Below are 18,436 nucleotides of genomic sequence, written 5' to 3'. Positions count from 1 at the left end.
TTTTCACTTATGGCTGGTTGTATGTTAAGTGTTTATGTGAAAAATGAATAGTGTTTTATTACTGATTTATAGATGAATTATATTCTTTGGACTTTAATTTGAATTAAGAAACTGTAACCAATTAAAACGATCATAATGTCTCTTTCCCCAAGAACCGTTATATTCCGTTATTAATCCTACTTCATTCTGTTCTTCATAGCCTGCTATCAAACGAGCTGACTGTATATTTTTATATTGTTTGTGAGAGAGAATCACTTTATGCGAATAGGGTAGCGCATCAAATCGTTTCAAGTCATTGAAAGTACAGCCATCCCGCTCAACCAATACGATATATAAGTTGTTTAAGTTGACTCTTTCTGCTCTGCGTTTCCAGCAATTTACTGCATCGTTGAATGATACGTAATGTAAAAAATGGATTGGGATGGAATTGTTTAATAAGCCAATAGGGTAAGGTGAATCACCTGTAATGTCTTCTATAGATGCTGATAGGTTAGTCTCTATATTCTCCAAGAAAGAGATAAAATCAGATGGATACATGAATAAATTAACTGTGGGACTATTCAAGCGTATGCCCAAATCATGGGTAACCATTGCTCCAACACAATTGCTACTAAGGATACTGAAATCATGATTTTTGTTTTTCCTTCGTAGATTCCATGTGTAGATTTGTCTTAAAAACTTTTTAGAAATAATCATATCATTGATCTTTTTGCAAATATAGATATTCTTTTGATTATTCATGGGGCTTTTCAGAAAAAATAATTTTGTTAAACCTCGTTGATCTAAATATATTGTTTTCAATACCTATACACTTCAAAGAATTTCTCCTATCTTTGCACCTTAAATTATTATTTCACAATCAATGAAGGAATTCTTTCAACTCATGCGACGATTCGTGTCGCCTTATAAGAAGTATTTAGGTTGGGCTATACTTTTAAATATTCTATCGGCTATCTTCAATGTGTTCTCATTTACGGTGCTTGCTCCGATTCTTTCTATCCTATTCGAGATGAATGATAGCAATGTCTATGAACTTATGCCATGGGACACTACGGGAGACTTAAAAGAAATTGCAATCAACAATGCTTACTATTACGTAACACAGATGATTCAGGTGAATGGTCCATCGTTGACACTATTGTTTTTGGGGTTGTTTTTAGCCTTCATGACATTGATAAAAACCGGCTGTTACTTTGCTTCTTCGGCTGTTATGATTCCGTTGCGTACGGGAGTTGTACGTGATATACGTATCATGGTCTATACGAAGGTTATGAGCCTGCCTTTGGGCTTTTTTTCGGAGGAGCGGAAAGGCGATATCATGGCTCGTATGAGTGGTGATGTCGGTGAAGTAGAGAATTCGATTACAAGTTCTCTCGATATGTTGATCAAAAATCCAATTCTTATTCTGTTTTATTTCGTGACTTTGATTTTCATGAGTTGGCAGTTGACCCTTTTCACCGTTTTGGTATTGCCGGGTATGGGCTGGTTGATGGGAACAGTAGGGCGTAAGCTAAAACGACAATCGCACGAAGCACAGGCACGATGGAGCGATACGATGTCGCAACTCGAAGAAACATTGGGTGGGTTGCGTATTATCAAGGCATTTGTTGCCGAGAAGAAAATGGTTGATCGTTTCACAAAATGTAGCAATGAATATCGTAATGCAACCAACAAGGTGGCTATACGTCAGTCATTGGCTCATCCAATGAGTGAATTTCTGGGAACATTGCTTATTGTTGCTGTATTGTGGTATGGTGGTTCTTTGATTTTGGCAAAAGATTCATTCATCAATGCACCACTATTTATTGTTTATATGACAGTTCTTTACAGCGTTATCAACCCTCTGAAAGAGTTTTCGAAAGCTGGATACAACATCCCTAAGGGGCTAGCTTCGATGGAGCGTGTCGATAAGATTCTTAAAGCAGAGAATAAGATTGTGGAGATTGCCAATCCTAAGCCATTAAATGGGCTTCATGATAAGATTGAGTTTAAGAATATCTCTTTTAACTACGACGGTCGTCGCGAAGTGCTCAGAAATGTCAGCTTGACCGTGCCTAAGGGTAAAACAGTTGCATTGGTTGGACAGTCCGGATCGGGCAAATCGACTCTTGTTGATCTGTTGCCTCGTTACCATGATGTACAAGAAGGAGAGATATCTATCGACGGAGTAAGCATCAAAGATGTACGCATAGCCGACTTGCGTGGCTTGATTGGTAATGTGAATCAGGACGCCATTCTCTTCAACGATACTTTCTTTAATAATATCGCTTTCGGAGTAGAGAATGCAACGATGGAGCAAGTCATTGAAGCCGCCAAGATTGCCAATGCACACGACTTCATTATGGAGAAAGAAGAAGGATATAAGACGAATATCGGCGATCGTGGTAGCAAACTATCCGGCGGACAACGTCAGCGTATCAGTATAGCCCGTGCTATCTTGAAGAATCCTCCGATTTTGATTCTCGATGAGGCTACCTCTGCGCTCGATACCGAATCGGAACGCTTGGTACAAGAGGCCTTGGAACGATTAATGAAAACGCGTACCACCATTGCCATTGCCCATAGACTTTCGACTATTAAGAATGCCGATGAGATATGTGTATTGTACGAAGGAGAAATAGTAGAGCGTGGCAAGCACGAAGAATTGCTCGCGATGGAAGGATACTATAAACGACTGAATGATATGCAGTCTCTATAAGCGCTAATTGCGATTTGTTTAAAAGGGAAGATATTTTACCTTGTCTCGTAGACTAGCATATCTTAATAGAAAAGAGTACGTACTTAATGATGCAATAATATACTATTTTATGCATCAATGAGTACGTACTCTTTTTATATAAAAATACGTACTTTTCTAACAGTTGATTATCAGGGTCTTATGTGTTTATCTTTGAGGATAAATAGCTCTTTTGGAGTAAATGGAGTGTACGATTTTTTTTCTGAATTTTAGTATTACTTCCGTCCGAAGTCTGCCGGAATCTCTCCCCATTCACGAGTCTCCCATTTCAATATACGCGTGGTGTATTTATTCTCTTTCAACCACTTTTCGGCACGCTCGATAAGTACGAAAAGTTGCTCGGTTTCTGCCGTACGGTCTAGTTTGGTTTTGCATTTCTTCTGTTTCACCCAACTGATGGCTATTGCGCTATCGCTATAAATTGGCATATCAAATGCCTTCTGCTTCAACAGGGCAAGACCGTGTACCAAGGCCAGAAATTCACCGATATTATTTGTTCCTTTGGTGGGGCCGAAATGAAATACTTCTTGCCGGCTGGCTACATGTACCCCACGATACTCCATTGGCCCCGGATTACCGCTACAGGCAGCATCTACTGCCAGGCTGTTGTCAATAACGGCTGCGGGCAATGTGCCGGAAGCATGGGTATGGGTTGTTCCTGAAGTTTTCTTTGCATTCTTGCCAATGTATGCGTAGGGAGAGGAGGCAAAGGCCTGTTCGGCTTCTTCGCGGCTGTCGAACGATTTGTATTTGGCTCCTTCGTAGCCTTTTGTTTGCAACAGACACTCGTTCCAGGAGCTATAAATACCTGGTGTAACGCCATCCCATACTACATAAAACTTTTGTTTGGCCATAGGTTGTGGTACTTGATTTTTTACGGGTGTAAAGGTACGAATATATTCTATAGTATCGAACAATTTTTACGCACAGCTTGTTCTAACAGATAACGAAAACCGCAAATCAATTAATAAATAGCCCTATGGAGAAATCATTTATGGAGGCGTTGAAGCATCGACGCACGTATTATGCCATTACCAATCAATCGCCCATCTCTAACAAACAGATCGAGGAGCTTGTCAATTTTGTAGTGACTCATGTGCCTTCTGCCTTCAACTCACAGTCTACCCGTGTGGTGTTGCTATTGGGCGAAAATCATCGGAAGCTTTGGCAAATAGTAAAAGACACCTTGCGCAAAATAGTTCCTGCAGAAGCATTTAAAGCTACTGAGGCAAAGATTGACGGCAGTTTTGCTTGTGGATACGGTACGGTGTTGTTCTTTGAAGATCAAACTGTGGTCAAAGGCCTGCAGGATATGTTTTCTGCCTACAAAGACAATTTTCCGGTATGGTCTTTGCAAACTTCGGCTATGCACCAGTTGGCTATTTGGACGCTGTTGGAAGATGCCGGGTTGGGAGCTTCGTTGCAACACTACAATCCGCTGATCGATGAAGAAGTGCGTCGTACATGGAACTTGCCGCAAAGCTGGAGCCTTATTGCCGAAATGCCTTTTGGCCTGCCTGTAAGCGAACCCGGAGAAAAAGAATATAAACCGTTGGTCGACCGGGTGAAGGTGTTTGAATAATTTTTTTACCTTTGTGGGAAAAAGGTAATTAACTATGATTCGTATATTCCTAACCGGCTATATGGGTGCCGGTAAAACCACCTTGGGAAAAGCACTTGCCCGCAAACTGCAGGTTCCTTTTGTCGACTTAGATTGGTATATTGAAGAGCGTTTGCATAAAACGGTAGGAGAACTATTTACCGAAAGAGGCGAAGCCGCCTTTCGGGAACTGGAGCGGACGATGCTTCACGAGGTTGCCGAATTTGAAGATGTGGTGATCTCTACCGGAGGCGGCGCTCCCTGCTTTTTCGACAATATGGCATTTATGAACAGCAAGGGACGCACTGTTTTTCTGCATGTTCACCCCGATGTGCTGTTTCATCGGTTGCGTATAGCCAAGCAGCAACGTCCCATTCTACAAAACAAAAATGACGAGGAGCTAAAGGCATTCATTGTAGAAGCATTGAACAAACGTGCACCTTTCTATACACAGGCTCACTATCAGTTTGATGGCGATGAACTGGAGGATCACCGACAGATTGAAAAGTCGGTTGAGCGCTTATGCAAGTTGTTGAGTGTATAGCCTGATTGAACTTTCTGCAAGTGAATAGAGAAAAAAAGCACCCTTTCTGATTGTAAGCTATAGATTTATACGTACTTTTGCTTCTTATAATTATTCACTAAAAACAGAACAGAATACAGAAAATGAGAAAATGGCGTATTGAAGATTCTGAGGAACTCTACAACATTACTGGGTGGGGTACTTCGTACTTTGGTATTAATGACAAAGGTCATGTCGTAGTTACACCACGTAGAGACGGTGTAGGTGTCGATTTAAAAGAACTGGTTGATGAGTTGCAGCTGCGTGATGTGGCGGCACCGATGCTGGTTCGTTTTCCGGATATTTTGGATAACCGTATTGAAAAAACGGCATCTTGTTTTAAACAAGCATCCGAAGAGTACGGTTATAAAGCCCAAAACTTTATTATTTATCCGATCAAGGTGAATCAGATGCGCCCGGTGGTTGAAGAAATCATCAGTCATGGCAAGAAATTTAATTTGGGACTCGAAGCGGGCTCTAAACCAGAGTTGCATGCTGTGATTGCCATTAATACAGATTCTGATTCGTTAATTATCTGTAATGGATACAAGGACGAGAGCTATGTAGAATTGGCATTGCTCGCTCAAAAGATGGGCAAACGCATCTTTTTGGTAGTCGAGAAAATGAACGAGTTGAAGCTGATTGCCAAGATGGCGAAGCAGCTCAATGTACGTCCCAATATAGGTATTCGTATCAAACTGGCTTCTTCGGGAAGTGGCAAATGGGAAGAATCGGGAGGCGACGCCAGTAAGTTTGGACTTACCTCGAGCGAACTGCTCGAAGCACTCGACTACCTGGAGCGGAAAGACCTGAAAGATTGTTTGAAGTTGATTCATTTCCATATCGGCAGCCAGGTTACTAAGATCAGACGCATCAAAACAGCCTTGCGCGAAGCTTCACAATTCTATGTGCAACTACATACGATGGGCTTTAAGGTTGAGTTTGTCGACATTGGCGGTGGATTGGGTGTGGACTATGACGGTACGCGCTCGTCGAGCAGCGAAAGCAGTGTCAATTACTCCATTCAGGAATATGTAAACGACTCTATCTCTACGCTGGTAGATGCCAGCGATAAGAACGGTATTCCTCATCCTAATATCATAACCGAGAGCGGACGTGCACTAACGGCACACCATTCGGTTCTTATCTTCGAGGTGCTCGAAACGACAACCTTGCCTCAATGGGACGATGAAGAAGAGATTGCTCCCGATGCACATGAGCTGGTGCAGGAACTATATGGTATCTGGGACAAGCTGAACCAAAACAAGATGCTCGAGGCTTGGCATGATGCTCAGCAAATTCGGGAAGAAGCGTTGGATCTCTTTAGTCACGGTATTGTCGATTTGAAGACACGTGCACAGATCGAACGTCTGTATTGGTCCATCACACGCGAAATCAATCAGATTGCCGGAGGGTTGAAGCATGCTCCCGATGAATTTCGTGGCTTGTCGAAGCTATTGGCTGATAAATACTTCTGTAATTTCTCACTGTTCCAATCGCTTCCCGACTCGTGGGCTATTGATCAGATATTCCCCATTATACCCATTCAACGCTTGGACGAGAAGCCCGAGCGTACAGCTACGTTGCAGGACATTACTTGCGACTCGGACGGAAAGATTGCTAACTTCATTTCGACCAAAAACGTATCTCACTACCTACCGGTGCACTCACTGAAGGCAAAGGAACCTTATTATATGGGTGTGTTCCTGGTGGGGGCTTATCAGGAGATATTGGGCGATATGCACAATCTCTTTGGCGATACCAATGCGGTGCATGTATCCGTGAGTGACAAAGGCCATTCGATCGATCAGATTATTGATGGAGAAACGGTTGCCGAAGTGCTCGACTACGTACAATATAATCCGAAAAAGCTGGTTCGTACACTCGAAACCTGGGTCACCAAATCGGTGAAAGAGGGCAAAATATCTGTGGAAGAGGGAAAAGAGTTCCTGTCGAATTATCGTTCGGGACTTTATGGATATACCTATTTAGAATAAATCTCACCACAAAGTCATATAAAGTTCCACAGAGTCTTTCTTTCATTTTAAAAAGAAACTCTGTGGAACTTTGTGTTAACTAATGGTGCATAACACATATAGTCAGTATGAAAGAAAAACTAACAGTGATTAAAGTAGGTGGCAAGATAGTAGAAGAAGAGGCCACTTTGAATCAATTATTGAACGATTTTGCCGCTATCGAGGGGCACAAGGTGCTTGTGCATGGCGGTGGTCGCTCAGCTACCCGGTTGGCTACCCAGTTGGGCATCGAAAGCCAGATGGTTAACGGGCGGCGCATTACCGACGGCGAAACACTGAAAGTAGTGACCATGGTATATGGTGGGTTGGTGAACAAAAACATGGTAGCCGGTTTGCAGGCACGTGGAGTCAATGCACTGGGGCTCACAGGTGCCGATATGAATGTGATTCGTTCGGTGAAACGCCCGGTCAAAGAGGTCGATTACGGATTTGTAGGGGATGTCGATAAAGTCGATGCCTCTTTGCTTTCAGACCTTATCAAGAAGGGAGTTGTGCCGGTTATGGCTCCGCTGACACACGATGGCGAAGGACATCTGCTCAATACCAATGCCGATACCATAGCCGGCGAAACGGCCAAAGCACTGGCCGAACTGTTTGATGTAACCCTGGTTTTCTGTTTCGAGAAAAAAGGAGTACTGCGCGATGAACACGATGATGACAGCGTGATCGATACCATCAACCGCACCGAATTTGAGCAATACGTAGCCGATGGAGTGATTCAAGGAGGCATGATTCCGAAATTAGAGAACTCTTTCGAAGCCATTCGGGCAGGTGTGAGTGAGGTTGTAATCACCTTGGCATCAGCTATTAATGGAAATGGTGGAACCCGGATAAAAAAATAAATAAAAAAAGATTCGAGTAGCTGTAACTTTTCAAATACTTACCCGTCATTATTATAGAGATGCAAGAAATCAGTTTTCGAAACGACATATTGCCTTTGAAAGACAAACTCTTTCGATTGGCACTCCGAATTACCCTTGACAGGGCCGAAGCAGAGGATGTTGTACAGGATACGATGATAAGGGTCTGGAATAAACGGGAAGAGTGGTCGCAATTTGGATCGATCGAAGCGTATTGTTTGACGGTAACGAAAAACTTGGCCATCGACCGAAGTCAGAAGAAAGACGCTCAAACAGTCGAATTGACCCCTGCCATGGAAGAAGAAACCGATTCGTCGGGGCCTTACGACCAATTGGTGAATCAGGAACGAATGAGCATTATCCATCGATTAGTGAATGAACTGCCCGAAAAACAACGGTTGATCATGCAACTGAGAGATATAGAAGGAGAAAGTTATAAAGAGATAGCGAACGTGCTACATCTGACGGAGGAACAGGTAAAAGTGAACCTCTTCAGAGCACGACAGAAAGTGAAACAACGGTACATTGAATTTGACGAATATGGATTGTAAGCACATAGAACAGCTTTTGGAGCAATATTGGCAATGCGAAACTTCTATTGAAGAAGAATCGGAATTGCGGTCTTTCTTCTTACATGAAGAGGTTCCGGCTCATCTGCTTTGCTATAAAGACTTGTTTGTTTATCAGCAAGTACAGCAAGAAGTAGGTTTGAGTGCCGACTTTGATACTCGTTTGTTGGCTCAGATAGAAACGCCTGTTGTGAAGGCCAAACGCTTAACGCTGACTAAAAGGTTTATGCCTTTATTCAAAGCAGCAGCAGTGGTAGCTATCATGCTTTCGTTGGGCAATGTGGTGCAACACACCTTCTTTGCCGGAGAGCCGTTAGATTATAATTACGATACATACAGAGATACATACGATGATCCGGAAGTTGCGTATAAGCAAGTTTCTTCGGCATTGATGATGTTATCTGAAGGTATAAATAAGTCAAAAGACCAGCAGATTGTCGACAGTATGTCGTCAATAAAGAAGGTCGAAATGATGAAAGAATAAATGAAGAGCGTTCTTTTAATATGCTGGATGGCATTGTTCTCTGTGTCTGTGATGGCACAGGATTTTACTTCTCGTTTCTTGACTGAACACAAGGCTGACTCTAATCTATCTTGTGTAACCATCAGTCCGAAAATGATGGAGGAGATTATTAAGAACGATGCGGAAAAGGATAATAAAGTGCTGAATATTATCTCCAACCTCAAAAGTATGCAGATGCTCACCGCCAAGGTGAACGGTTCCGAATACTATAATGAAGCGTTGAAGATTGTAGAAAAGAACACCGGACGATTTGAACCTTATCTCTCTTTTAGCGATAAATCGGGTAATTGCCAGATTATGGTGCGCAAAAAGAAGAAGGTAATCATTGAAGTGGTGATGCTCATGCACGAGAAGAATCATTTTGTAGTAGTTAACTTTACCGGAAATATGAACCCAGAGTTTATTGCTCGGTTAGCTGCTTCGGTGAAGCAGAAACGCTCTTAATAAAAAGATATTTTCATTTGCTTTAAACATATAATATAGTTAGAATGCTTAATTAAAACAACATGATGCGAGGCTGTGAAGTTTCAACTCAATTAAATTTTCGTAAAATACTAACTAAATAAAAGGGCTACCGCGAGATGCAGTAGCCCTTTTATTTGTGAAGTAAAGAGAGAATATAGAGAGTTTAGAGTTTCCGTAATCCTTTATTGCGGGGTGAATCAATTTGTGGATTTCCTTTATAAGACACTTCGCCACTACCGTTGACACGAACTTTCATATTGTCGGTTACCTGGCAGCCAATATCTCCCGAACCATTGATTTGTATGTCGGCATTCGACACTTTTAGCTCGGTGGCATTGATGTCTCCCGAACCGGCTACCCGATAGTTTGCCTCCTTGGCTGTTCCTGATAGTTCTACATCACCCGACCCTTCGATGCTTGCTTTAACTGAAGGGCTGCTCACTCCATGCAAAGAAATATCTCCCGATCCTTGGATGGATAGAGAAAGTTCGTTGCAGTTTACGCCACTTCCTTCCACATCGCCTGATCCTTGAATGTAAATGCCCAGATTCTCTTTGCTTTTGAAGTTATTGGCCAACTTGATATCGCCCGATCCTTGTACGCTTATGCTTTTCAAACCGGGGTTAGAGACTCTTACTTCGAGCTTCCCGCTATTATTGATTTGAGTGTTGCTCTTAAACTTAACAACGAGTACCTCTTTTATAACAGCGATTTCGAGTAGATCGACAATGTTGTCTGAGCCATACACCTGCACTTCTGTTTTTCCGTTTGTTTGCGTATAAACGATATCCGGACTACCCATGAGGCGAATTTCGTTAAAGTTGGCCACTTTTACGTCTTTCGTAATGTACTTTTTACTTCCTGTTACGCGACGAGTCTGTGACTGAACATTGGTTGAAAGTATCAGCAATGTGATCGTAGCTACGGCTATTAAAAAATTTTTCATAAAATTCTATTTTAGAGTTAGTTAATCGTTCTTAATTGAGCCTACGCCTCCTTTGCTAAAATCTTTTTTATCGGGATTTCCCTTGTATCGGATGCTGCCCACACCTTTCACTGAAGCCTTCAAGGTTTCGGTTGCATAACACGAAATATCGCCTACACCTTTCGAAGAAGCATCTACATACGTAGCTTTGAGCTCGCGGGCTTCAATATCGCCTACACCTTTCGAGGATAGATTGGCCGTTTGGGCAACACCTTCCAGCTTAATATCGCCTACGCCCATTGAGTTGACGGTTAGTTCATCGCAGTTCAGATTTAAAATATGGATATCACCTACACCTTTGGATGCCACGCTCAATTGAGGGGTAGTGAATGAGTCGTCGATATGTATATCACCCACTCCTTTGAAATCGATACCTGTAAGCTCGGGAGAACTGATATTGATTTTTAACTTGCTGCTCTTTATTTGGTTGTACTTCTTCATCGTCATCTCTAAGGTACTGCCCTTTACAACCACTTGTACTAAGTTCACAATGTTATCCGGACCGTATATCTTTACCGAAGTAGTGCCATCGGTCGATTGGGTATAGAAGATATCTCCTACGGTGGTGGCATCAATCTGGTTGAAGTTGTGTACTTTGTAATCCCGGGTAATAAAGTTTTTGCTAGGCTTGATGCTATCTCCCATAATGCTGCAACTATTGAATAGTAAAGTGCAAAACAGTAAGAGTGACAGGTAGCTAATGTTCTTTCTCATATTATTTGTTTTTGAAGTTTCTGTCTATTAGACGTAGTGTCGTTTCAAAAAGTTGCATCGCTCTGCTCTTTTTTTTATGACTGGGTTCTTTATATATCATTTGTACATGTGATAGATTATTCGTTTATTTGCGTCATAAGATGGATAAGATAATTGATGATAAAGAACTTGGGCGCCTGATTGTTCGAGAGCATGCGCGTGCCAAACGATTGGTGTTTCGCTCCAAGAGTGATGCTATATACGTGTCTGTGCCTCTCGGTGTAACTGTAAGCGAAGTTGAAAAAGCGATTGAGGAGTTGCGTAGTAAATTGAAAGCGACGAAGCAGAAAGTAGCTCGTCCGATTATCGATTTGGACTACCGGATCGATACCGAGTTCTTTAAACTTTCGCTTGTGCGGGGAGCACGAGATAAGTTTCTGGCACATTCGGAGCTGGGGGAGATGAAGATTATCTGTCCGCCCGATGCCGATTTTACTGATGAGAAGTTGCAGGCCTGGCTACAGAAAGTAATCGAAGAAGCGGTGCGGAGGAATGCTAAAATTATTTTGCCTCCGCGGTTGTATATGCTCTCGCAACAACATCACCTTCCTTATAAAAGTGTGAAGATAAATGCCAGTCGTGGCAGATGGGGGAGTTGTTCGGCTTCCAAAGCCATTAATCTCTCGTGCTTTTTGGTACTACTGCCCAAGCACCTGATTGATTATGTGCTGTTGCACGAACTGTGCCATACGCGCGAAATGAATCACGGAGATCGCTTTTGGCATTTACTCAATGAACTGACCGATGGTAAAGCCCTTGATTTGCGACAAGAACTTAAAAGACATAAGACTGCAATCAGCGATTGATTATTGGCTGACCATCATGACGCTTCCTTCTGCGTTTTTGGTGAAGGCATACGTACCGCCCTTCTCGCTTAAGTCGAAAGTAGATACTTTTTCGGTCAGATTATCGACCACCATCAAGGCACTTTGATCGGCAAAACGGCCTACTTTTACTTGTATTGGCTCTGTCGCGATTTGCTGGTTCAGAATCAAGCTGTCATTGACAAATAGCGAGATAGAATCGCCAACAAACCCTTTGGATAATTCAATCGTATAAGCCTCTGCATAATGTCTTTCCGTTTGCTTCTGCTGACTCATCTGCATGCTGATATAGATAAAGAGTACTACCACAAAGATAACGGCAAAAGCAAGGATGCCATTACCTACCATAAACTGTTTGTTGGTGTTTAAATGATGTGCCATATTACTATAATTTCTACGATTTTGGGGTAAAGGTAGTGATTATTGCCCGAATTTGAAATATATCATGTAGTCGAATCTGTAAAGGTTGATAAATAGTGGCTGAGTGTGTTGTATAACATACCAATGTTTCTTGTTGAGTGATGATAAAATACTTTCCTTTACATCGGGATAGATCAGCACAGTTTTTCTCGTATTTCCCATCATTAAATTTAATAATGTATGAAAGCTATCTTCGGACAACATACAACGAAAGTAAAACAATTGGCCGATTTAATCGCACAGGATATCTCAACCGGTAAATACGAGGAAGAGGATGCTTTGCCGTCAATTAATCAATTGAGTCGTACATACCACGTATCGCGCGATACAGTATTTAAGGCCTTTATCGACTTAAAGGCACGCGATATTATCGACTCGACACCGGGCAAGGCCTACTATGTGGTGAATCGAAGCAAAAACATACTTCTTCTGCTCGACGAATACTCTCCTTTTAAGGAAGCACTTTATAATCATCTCATTACACATCTTCCGCCTCGCTATAAGGTCGATTTGTGGTTTCATCAATACAACGAGCGTTTGTTTAATACCATTCTGAGTCAATCACTCGGCCGTTATAACAAATATGTAGTGATGAATTTCGATAACGAAAAGTTCTCTCCAGATTTATACAAGATCGATTCTTCCAAATTGTTATTGCTTGACTTTGGTAAGTTTGATAAGCGTACATATTCTTATGTCTGTCAAGATTTTGATTCTGCTTTTTATAAGGCTTTGTCACAACTGTCTGACAGACTGAAGTGGTATCGAAAACTGGTGTTGCTGCTTGTGTCCGGAACAAAGCACCCCCAAAGCACTTCTGTCTATTTTCAGCAATACTCTGAAGATAAGCATTTGGAGTGGGAGGTCAAAGATAGAATGGACAAAGTAGAGGTACGTCAGGGAGAGGTATATATTGCTATCCGGCAGGTCGATGTAGTGAGTATCATCAAGAAAGCGCGTGACAGAGGATTGGTCTGTGGAGTCGATTTTGGGTTGATTGCTTACAATGATGCACCGGTTTATGAAGTTATTGATAAAGGAATTACTACCTTGAGTATTGATTGGGAGAAGATGGGAGCACTGGCTGCCAACTTCATCCTTACCGGTACGCCTGTACAGGTTTATTTGCCGACGGAGGTGCATTTACGAGAATCTTTATAACTGTTTTACCAACTAATATAACACAAAAATGAAAAAGTATCCGAAAATTGGAATTCGTCCCACTATCGACGCTCGTCAGGGCGGCGTTCGCGAAAGTCTGGAAGACAAAACAATGAATCTGGCCAAAGCGGTGGCCGAACTGATCTCCACCCATTTGAAAAATGGCGATGGCTCTCCTGTGGAGTGTGTCATAGCCGATAGCACCATTGGCCGTGTGCCCGAAAGTGCTGCTTGTGCCGAGAAGTTTGAACGGGAAGGAGTGGGAGCAACGATAACGGTTACTTCCTGCTGGTGCTACGGTGCCGAAACAATGGATATGAATCCGCATTATCCCAAAGCGGTATGGGGATTTAACGGAACCGAACGCCCCGGAGCTGTATATCTGGCGGCTGTACTGGCAGGCCATGCACAAAAGGGGTTACCGGCTTTTGGTATATATGGGCACGATGTACAGGATCTCGATGATAACTCCATCCCTGCCGATGTAGCGGAAAAACTTCTTCGCTTTGCCCGTGCTGCACAAGCAGTGGCTGTGATGCGGGGCAAATCGTACCTGTCGATGGGTAGTGTTTCGATGGGTATTGCAGGCTCTATCGTGAGTCCTGATTTCTTTCAGGAATACTTGGGTATGCGTAGTGAGTCGGTCGACCTGACCGAGATCATCCGTCGCATGACCGAAGGTATATACGATCAGGAGGAGTTTAAAAAAGCGATGGCATGGACCGAAAAGTATTGTAAAGTGAACGAAGGAGAAGACTTCAACAGTCCTGCCAAGGCCAAGACACGTGCCGAAAAGGAGGCCGATTGGGAGTTTATCGTGAAAATGACGATCATCATGCGCGATTTGATGCAAGGCAATCCGAAGCTCGAAGTACTTGGATTTAAAGAAGAAGCGTTAGGACACAATGCGATTGCCGGAGGTTTTCAAGGGCAACGCCAGTGGACGGATTTCTACCCCAATGGCGACTATCCTGAAGCATTGCTCAATACCTCTTTCGACTGGAATGGCATTCGTGAGGCTTTTGTCGTAGCAACCGAAAACGATGCTTGCAACGGTGTAGCCATGTTGTTTGGTCACCTGCTTACCAATCGTGCCCAGATCTTTTCCGATGTACGTACCTATTGGAGCCCCGAGGCAGTGAAGCGTGTAACCGGCAAAGAACTTACCGGATTGGCTACCAACGGAATCATTCACTTAATCAATTCGGGAGCCACTACGCTCGACGGAACCGGACAGCAAACCAACGAGAAGGGCGAACCGGTGATGAAACCTTGTTGGGAGATTACGCAGGAGGAGGTAGAGAAATGTCTCGAAGCCACCACTTGGTATCCGGCCAATCGTGACTACTTCCGTGGAGGCGGTTTCTCCTCTAACTTCCTGTCTAAAGGAGGAATGCCGGTAACCATGATGCGCCTGAACTTGGTGAAAGGCCTCGGCCCGGTGCTTCAGATAGCCGAAGGATGGACGGTAGAAATTGCCGCTGACATTCATCAACTACTCAACGAACGTACCGACCGCACTTGGCCTACCACTTGGTTTGTGCCTCGCCTGTGCGACAAACCGGCTTTCAAAGATGTATATTCGGTGATGAACAACTGGGGAGCTAATCATGGTGCGATCAGTTACGGACACATCGGTCAGGATTTGATTACCTTGGCTTCGATGTTGCGCATACCGGTATGTATGCACAATGTAGAGGAAGATGCTATTTTCCGACCCGCCGCATGGAATGCCTTCGGCATGGAAAAGGAGGGTGCCGATTATAGAGCGTGTGCTGTCTACGGGCCTATTTATAAATAAACGACCATGAGTACGTATTTAGCGGTTGATTTTGGAGGTGGAAGCGGTCGGATTATGGCCGGTTCCATCGACCAAGGTCGCTTGACACTCGAAGAGGTGTATCGCTTCCCGAACAGGCAGATACGCATGGGCAATCACCTCTATTGGGATTTTCTGGCACTGTTCGAAGAGATGAAGAACGGGCTTCGGCTGGCTGCTCGCAAAGGGTATGCTATTCGAAGTATCGGTATTGATACCTGGGGAGTAGACTTTGGGCTGATTGATGCACAGGGTAACCTGTTGGGCAATCCGGTTTGCTATCGCGATCCGCGTACCAACGGACTGCTCGAAGAGTTCTTTGCCACAACCGATGTGGCACAGCATTATGCCCGTACGGGTATTCAGGTGATGCCTATCAACACCCTTTTCCAATTGTACAGCATGTGCAAAAACGACGATGCTATGCTCCGCGTGGGGCATCGCTTGCTGTTTATGCCCGATCTGTTTAGTTACTTCCTGACCGGTATAGCCAATAATGAGTATTGCATTGCCTCAACCTCCGAACTGCTCGATGCCCGTACTCGTAGCTGGAATCGTGAATTGATCCGTCAGCTCGCATTGCCCGAACATCTGTTTGGCGATCTGGTGCTTCCGGGCACGATCAGAGGAAAGCTGAAAGCTGACATACTTGAAGAGACAGGACTTAACCCTACTATCGATGTGATTGCCGTAGGATCGCACGATACAGCCAGTGCGGTATATGCCGTGCCTCAATCGACCGTCGGAAAGCGTTGTGCTTTTTTGAGTTCGGGCACTTGGTCTTTGTTGGGTGTAGAGCTCGACGAACCGATTCTAACCGAAGAGGCTCGCCTGGCAGGATTTACCAACGAAGGAGGTGTAGGAGGGAAGATACGCTTTCTGCAAAACATTACCGGCTTGTGGATTCTGCAACGACTGATAGCACAATGGGAAGAGCGATGCATAGATACGGACTACGACCGACTCCTTGCGGCTGCCGAACGAGCTACCATCGATTCGCTTATTCCGGTCGATGATGAGGCTTTTCAGTGTCCGACAGATATGGAAGAGGCTATCCGCTCGTATTGCCTGACTCATCAGCAACCGGTACCTGCTTCTTCGGGCGAATACGTGTGCTGCGTGCTCCAATCATTGGCACAGCGATACAAGCAAGGGATGGATCAACTGAACCGTCTGCTTCCTGCACCGGTCGAAGAGTTGCACATCATGGGTGGCGGATGCCGCAATCGTTTGCTGAATCGCCTCACACAAGAGGCTTTGGGTATTCCGGTGTATGCCGGCCCTGTGGAAGCGACGGCCATTGGCAATATATTGGTGCAGGCGATAGCTACCGGAGCGATTGCCGACCGAAACGAAATAATAGAAATTTGCTAAAGAACGAGAAAATGGAAAATCCACAAAGTGGCTATCGTACGAAAATGTACCAACAGCCTGTGAAACGTTACTGCCAGACACTTGATCTGCGGGATAATGCCGAGCTGATAGCCGAATATCGTCGTCGACACGAATCCGGCAGTATATGGCTCGAAGTAATGGCGGGTATCCGGGAAGTAGGTATTCTTGAAATGGAAATCTATATTCTGAATACACGCCTGTTTATGATTGTAGAAACCGGTCTGGATTTTGACTGGGAGGAGGCGATGAACCGCCTTTCCACACTGCCGCGCCAGCAAGAGTGGGAGGACTACATGGCTATCTTCCAACTCGTGGCTCCGGGTGCAAGTTCTGCACAGAAGTGGCAACCGATGGAACGTATGTTCCATTTGTACGAATACTAATAAAACAATAGACTTATTTTTATGAAGAACACCAAACATTTCTCTATTTTAAGTAAGGATGGTGTGAGCTATCTGATTCCTTTTATCCTTATTACCAGTTGCTTCTCTCTTTGGGGATTTGCCAATGATATCACGAATCCGATGGTGAAAGCCTTTTCTAAGATTTTCAGGATGAGTGTTACCGATGGAGCATTGGTGCAGGTCGCATTCTATGGCGGTTACTTTGCCATGGCTTTTCCTGCGGCGATATTTATTCGTAAGTACTCTTACAAAGCGGGTGTGCTTTTGGGGTTGGGGCTTTATGCCATCGGGGCATTGCTCTTCTTCCCCGCCATGATGACAGGAAGCTATTATCCGTTTTTGATCGCTTATTTTATATTGACCTGTGGTTTGTCCTTTCTCGAAACCAGTTCGAATCCTTATATCTTATCGATGGGAACGGAAGAGACGGCTACCAGACGCTTGAATCTGGCCCAATCCTTCAATCCGATGGGGTCGCTGCTGGGTATGTATGTAGCGATGAATTTTATTCAGAACAAATTGAATCCGATGGATACGCTCGAACGCAGCCAGCTATCCAATGCCGAGTTTGAGGCGGTGCGCGATTCGGATTTAGCCGTTTTGATCGCTCCTTATCTGGTGATCGGAATTGTTATTTTAGCCATGTTATTGCTTATTCGGTTGGTTAAGATGCCTAAAACGGCCGATCAGTCGCATTCGATAAACTTTGTGCCCACGTTGAAGCGTATCTTCTCTATCCGCCATTACCGCGAAGGAGTCATTGCGCAGTTCTTTTATGTAGGTGTACAGATTATGTGTTGGACATTTATCATCCAATACGGTACGCGCCTGTTTATGTCGCAAGGGATGGAAGAAAAAGCAGCCGAGGTGCTCTCTCAGGAGTACAACATTGTGGCGATGATTATATTCTGTTGCAGCCGTTTTATCTGTACGTTCCTGTTACGTTATCTAAATCCGGGTCGCTTACTGATGATACTTGCCATAGCAGGTGGTTGTTTCACTTTGGGGGTTATCGCCTTTCAGAATATTTGGGGTATGTATTGCTTGGTTGCCGTGTCGGCTTGTATGTCGCTGATGTTCCCCACTATTTACGGAATTGCTTTGCAGGGCTTAGGTGATGATGCCAAGTTTGGCGCTGCCGGATTGATTATGGCCATTCTGGGAGGCTCTGTACTTCCTCCCGTTCAGGCGAGCATTATTGATATGCAAACACTTTTTGGAATGCCGTCAGTCAATCTTTCTTTTATTCTCCCGTTTATTTGCTTTGTTGTAATCGTTATTTACGGCTATCGCTCGAGCAAATGGATGAAGGCAGGATGATGA

Annotated in this window: 19 protein-coding genes; 14 read left to right on the top strand and 5 right to left on the bottom strand. The window is 43.9% G+C overall.

Annotated elements, in window-relative coordinates:
- Positions 1-93: 93 nt before the first annotated feature.
- On the bottom strand, positions 94-741 hold the full coding sequence (locus TY03_RS02640) for a DUF1919 domain-containing protein (protein WP_081713027.1): 648 nt from the start codon (positions 739-741) through the stop codon (positions 94-96).
- A 121-nt stretch (positions 742-862) separates the two neighbouring features.
- Here TY03_RS02640 and TY03_RS02635 point away from each other — a divergent pair, with 121 nt between their 5' ends.
- Positions 863-2,698 (top strand): ABC transporter ATP-binding protein, encoded by a 1,836-nt coding sequence (locus tag TY03_RS02635; protein ID WP_042367071.1) that lies wholly within the window; start codon positions 863-865, stop codon positions 2,696-2,698.
- Positions 2,699-2,952: 254 nt separating this feature from the next.
- On the opposite strand, the gene TY03_RS02630 is transcribed toward TY03_RS02635, so the two are convergent.
- Positions 2,953-3,591 (bottom strand): ribonuclease H1 domain-containing protein, encoded by a 639-nt coding sequence (locus TY03_RS02630; protein WP_042367069.1) that lies wholly within the window; start codon positions 3,589-3,591, stop codon positions 2,953-2,955.
- A 125-nt stretch (positions 3,592-3,716) separates the two neighbouring features.
- Between TY03_RS02630 and TY03_RS02625 the strand changes: the two genes are divergently transcribed.
- The 7 genes from TY03_RS02625 (at position 3,717) to TY03_RS02595 (ending at position 9,331) form a co-directional block, all read left to right on the top strand.
- A complete protein-coding gene (locus TY03_RS02625; RefSeq protein WP_042367067.1) occupies positions 3,717-4,319 on the top strand; it encodes a nitroreductase family protein in 603 nt (200 codons plus the stop codon).
- A 34-nt stretch (positions 4,320-4,353) separates the two neighbouring features.
- On the top strand, positions 4,354-4,881 hold the full coding sequence (locus TY03_RS02620) for a shikimate kinase (RefSeq protein ID WP_042367065.1): 528 nt from the start codon (positions 4,354-4,356) through the stop codon (positions 4,879-4,881).
- Between the two features lie 122 nt (positions 4,882-5,003).
- Positions 5,004-6,896, top strand: coding sequence for a biosynthetic arginine decarboxylase (gene speA, locus TY03_RS02615; RefSeq protein WP_042367063.1), 1,893 nt, complete (start codon positions 5,004-5,006; stop codon positions 6,894-6,896).
- Between the two features lie 107 nt (positions 6,897-7,003).
- Complete coding sequence (argB, locus tag TY03_RS02610) at positions 7,004-7,777, top strand: acetylglutamate kinase (protein ID WP_042367061.1); 774 nt, start codon at positions 7,004-7,006, stop codon at positions 7,775-7,777.
- A 59-nt stretch (positions 7,778-7,836) separates the two neighbouring features.
- Positions 7,837-8,346: an RNA polymerase sigma factor gene (locus TY03_RS02605; protein ID WP_042367059.1), complete on the top strand. Its 510-nt coding sequence runs from the start codon at positions 7,837-7,839 to the stop codon at positions 8,344-8,346.
- On the top strand, positions 8,336-8,848 hold the full coding sequence (locus tag TY03_RS02600; RefSeq protein ID WP_042367057.1) for a hypothetical protein: 513 nt from the start codon (positions 8,336-8,338) through the stop codon (positions 8,846-8,848). The genes TY03_RS02605 and TY03_RS02600 overlap by 11 nt, the downstream gene beginning before the upstream one ends.
- Positions 8,849-9,331 carry a DUF4252 domain-containing protein gene (locus tag TY03_RS02595; RefSeq protein ID WP_042367055.1) on the top strand — a complete coding sequence of 161 codons (483 nt, stop codon included), beginning with the start codon at positions 8,849-8,851 and terminating at the stop codon, positions 9,329-9,331.
- Between the two features lie 184 nt (positions 9,332-9,515).
- On the opposite strand, the gene TY03_RS02590 is transcribed toward TY03_RS02595, so the two are convergent.
- Together TY03_RS02590 and TY03_RS02585 are read right to left on the bottom strand one after the other, a co-directional pair.
- The gene (locus TY03_RS02590) at positions 9,516-10,298 is read right to left on the bottom strand and encodes a head GIN domain-containing protein (protein WP_042367053.1); all 783 of its coding nucleotides are present in this window, start codon (positions 10,296-10,298) and stop codon (positions 9,516-9,518) included.
- A 21-nt stretch (positions 10,299-10,319) separates the two neighbouring features.
- The gene (locus TY03_RS02585) at positions 10,320-11,051 is read right to left on the bottom strand and encodes a head GIN domain-containing protein (protein ID WP_042367051.1); all 732 of its coding nucleotides are present in this window, start codon (positions 11,049-11,051) and stop codon (positions 10,320-10,322) included.
- 140 nt (positions 11,052-11,191) lie between these two features.
- On the opposite strand from TY03_RS02585, the gene TY03_RS02580 reads away from it, so the two are divergent.
- The gene (locus tag TY03_RS02580; RefSeq protein ID WP_042367050.1) at positions 11,192-11,896 is read left to right on the top strand and encodes a YgjP family zinc-dependent metalloprotease; all 705 of its coding nucleotides are present in this window, start codon (positions 11,192-11,194) and stop codon (positions 11,894-11,896) included.
- Here the strand turns inward: TY03_RS02580 and TY03_RS02575 are convergent, their stop codons facing one another.
- On the bottom strand, positions 11,897-12,295 hold the full coding sequence (locus tag TY03_RS02575; RefSeq protein WP_042367049.1) for a hypothetical protein: 399 nt from the start codon (positions 12,293-12,295) through the stop codon (positions 11,897-11,899).
- Between the two features lie 219 nt (positions 12,296-12,514).
- Here TY03_RS02575 and TY03_RS02570 point away from each other — a divergent pair, with 219 nt between their 5' ends.
- Genes TY03_RS02570 through fucP form a run of 5 tightly spaced genes read left to right on the top strand, consistent with a single transcriptional unit; the run spans position 12,515 to position 18,433 of the window.
- Positions 12,515-13,495, top strand: coding sequence for a GntR family transcriptional regulator (locus tag TY03_RS02570; RefSeq protein WP_042367048.1), 981 nt, complete (start codon positions 12,515-12,517; stop codon positions 13,493-13,495).
- Positions 13,496-13,523: 28 nt separating this feature from the next.
- Positions 13,524-15,296: an L-fucose isomerase gene (gene fucI, locus TY03_RS02565; protein ID WP_042367047.1), complete on the top strand. Its 1,773-nt coding sequence runs from the start codon at positions 13,524-13,526 to the stop codon at positions 15,294-15,296.
- 6 nt (positions 15,297-15,302) lie between these two features.
- On the top strand, positions 15,303-16,688 hold the full coding sequence (locus TY03_RS02560) for a rhamnulokinase (RefSeq protein WP_042367046.1): 1,386 nt from the start codon (positions 15,303-15,305) through the stop codon (positions 16,686-16,688).
- An 11-nt stretch (positions 16,689-16,699) separates the two neighbouring features.
- Entirely contained in the window at positions 16,700-17,092 is a 393-nt protein-coding gene (locus TY03_RS02555) for an L-rhamnose mutarotase (RefSeq protein ID WP_042367044.1), read from the top strand.
- 21 nt (positions 17,093-17,113) lie between these two features.
- Positions 17,114-18,433, top strand: a complete 1,320-nt coding sequence (gene fucP / locus TY03_RS02550) for an L-fucose:H+ symporter permease (RefSeq protein ID WP_042367042.1) — start codon at positions 17,114-17,116, stop codon at positions 18,431-18,433.
- The last annotated feature ends 3 nt before the right edge of the window (positions 18,434-18,436 follow it).

It is taken from the genome of Bacteroides neonati, assembly GCF_000499785.1.
Taxonomy (GTDB): Bacteria; Bacteroidota; Bacteroidia; order Bacteroidales; family Bacteroidaceae; genus Bacteroides; species Bacteroides neonati.
The sequence above is the reverse complement of the archived record's forward strand: the minus strand, read 5'-3'. Positions and strand labels throughout refer to the sequence as shown.

Coding starts and splice junctions, on each gene's coding strand:
- TY03_RS02560 (WP_042367046.1), top strand. CDS start 15,303: ATGAGTACGTATTTAGCGGTTGATTTTGGAGGTGGAAGCGGTCGGATT.
- TY03_RS02590 (WP_042367053.1), bottom strand. CDS start 10,298: ATGAAAAATTTTTTAATAGCCGTAGCTACGATCACATTGCTGATACTT.
- TY03_RS02640 (WP_081713027.1), bottom strand. CDS start 741: ATGAATAATCAAAAGAATATCTATATTTGCAAAAAGATCAATGATATG.
- TY03_RS02585 (WP_042367051.1), bottom strand. CDS start 11,051: ATGAGAAAGAACATTAGCTACCTGTCACTCTTACTGTTTTGCACTTTA.
- TY03_RS02625 (WP_042367067.1), top strand. CDS start 3,717: ATGGAGAAATCATTTATGGAGGCGTTGAAGCATCGACGCACGTATTAT.
- TY03_RS02635 (WP_042367071.1), top strand. CDS start 863: ATGAAGGAATTCTTTCAACTCATGCGACGATTCGTGTCGCCTTATAAG.
- TY03_RS02570 (WP_042367048.1), top strand. CDS start 12,515: ATGAAAGCTATCTTCGGACAACATACAACGAAAGTAAAACAATTGGCC.
- TY03_RS02555 (WP_042367044.1), top strand. CDS start 16,700: ATGGAAAATCCACAAAGTGGCTATCGTACGAAAATGTACCAACAGCCT.
- TY03_RS02620 (WP_042367065.1), top strand. CDS start 4,354: ATGATTCGTATATTCCTAACCGGCTATATGGGTGCCGGTAAAACCACC.
- TY03_RS02630 (WP_042367069.1), bottom strand. CDS start 3,591: ATGGCCAAACAAAAGTTTTATGTAGTATGGGATGGCGTTACACCAGGT.
- TY03_RS02580 (WP_042367050.1), top strand. CDS start 11,192: ATGGATAAGATAATTGATGATAAAGAACTTGGGCGCCTGATTGTTCGA.
- TY03_RS02595 (WP_042367055.1), top strand. CDS start 8,849: ATGAAGAGCGTTCTTTTAATATGCTGGATGGCATTGTTCTCTGTGTCT.
- TY03_RS02600 (WP_042367057.1), top strand. CDS start 8,336: ATGGATTGTAAGCACATAGAACAGCTTTTGGAGCAATATTGGCAATGC.
- fucP (WP_042367042.1), top strand. CDS start 17,114: ATGAAGAACACCAAACATTTCTCTATTTTAAGTAAGGATGGTGTGAGC.
- TY03_RS02605 (WP_042367059.1), top strand. CDS start 7,837: ATGCAAGAAATCAGTTTTCGAAACGACATATTGCCTTTGAAAGACAAA.
- TY03_RS02575 (WP_042367049.1), bottom strand. CDS start 12,295: ATGGCACATCATTTAAACACCAACAAACAGTTTATGGTAGGTAATGGC.
- speA (WP_042367063.1), top strand. CDS start 5,004: ATGAGAAAATGGCGTATTGAAGATTCTGAGGAACTCTACAACATTACT.
- fucI (WP_042367047.1), top strand. CDS start 13,524: ATGAAAAAGTATCCGAAAATTGGAATTCGTCCCACTATCGACGCTCGT.
- argB (WP_042367061.1), top strand. CDS start 7,004: ATGAAAGAAAAACTAACAGTGATTAAAGTAGGTGGCAAGATAGTAGAA.